The following is a 574-nucleotide window of genomic DNA, read 5'->3' on the forward strand; positions in this document are numbered from 1 at the left end:
CAAAGCATCATGCTGTCCGGCGGCAGCTGACGCCGCCAGATACGCGCAAAATCTCGTCTTACATACCCAATTTGCGCGTTGATCACGCGTATCACCGGTGGAAACTTTCGTTTGCTGCATCGCCTATTCGTGCAGATCGACCGCATTCTGCGCATCAATGACCTGAAGGTGATTACCGAGGATGTTGTCGAGGCAGCGCGCAGCACACTGATTATCGGCGTCACGTAGGGCAGGCTCAAGAGTCAAGCGCAACACCTGATTTGAATGCTGCGATTTCTGCCTCCATCGCTTCGCTCGGTGTCTTCCCTCCAAGCGTCTGACGAGGGCGGGGATTGATCAGCGGTGCAATGTGATTGAGATACTCCTGGCTGACGGTGGACAGGTCCGTGCCCTTGGGCAGGAACTGGCGTAGCAGGCTGTTGGTGTTCTGGTTGCTTGCGCGCTGCCACGGCGCATGCGGATCAGCGAACCACACGTCGATGTTCAACCCCTGCATCAGCTCGGCATAACACGTCAGCTCGGTGCCACGATCGCAGGTCAGGCTTGTCCGCCTCGAGGCCGGCAGCTTCTTCAT

General features: G+C 57.7%; 1 protein-coding gene. It reads right to left on the bottom strand.

The features are described from left to right. Positions 1-235: 235 nt before the first annotated feature. Positions 236-574 (bottom strand): IS30 family transposase (locus XpopCFBP1817_RS21075; RefSeq protein ID WP_128418505.1); only part of this gene is annotated, 339 nt, incomplete at its 5' end.

This window comes from Xanthomonas populi (assembly GCF_002940065.1).
Lineage (GTDB): Bacteria > Pseudomonadota > Gammaproteobacteria > Xanthomonadales > Xanthomonadaceae > Xanthomonas > Xanthomonas populi.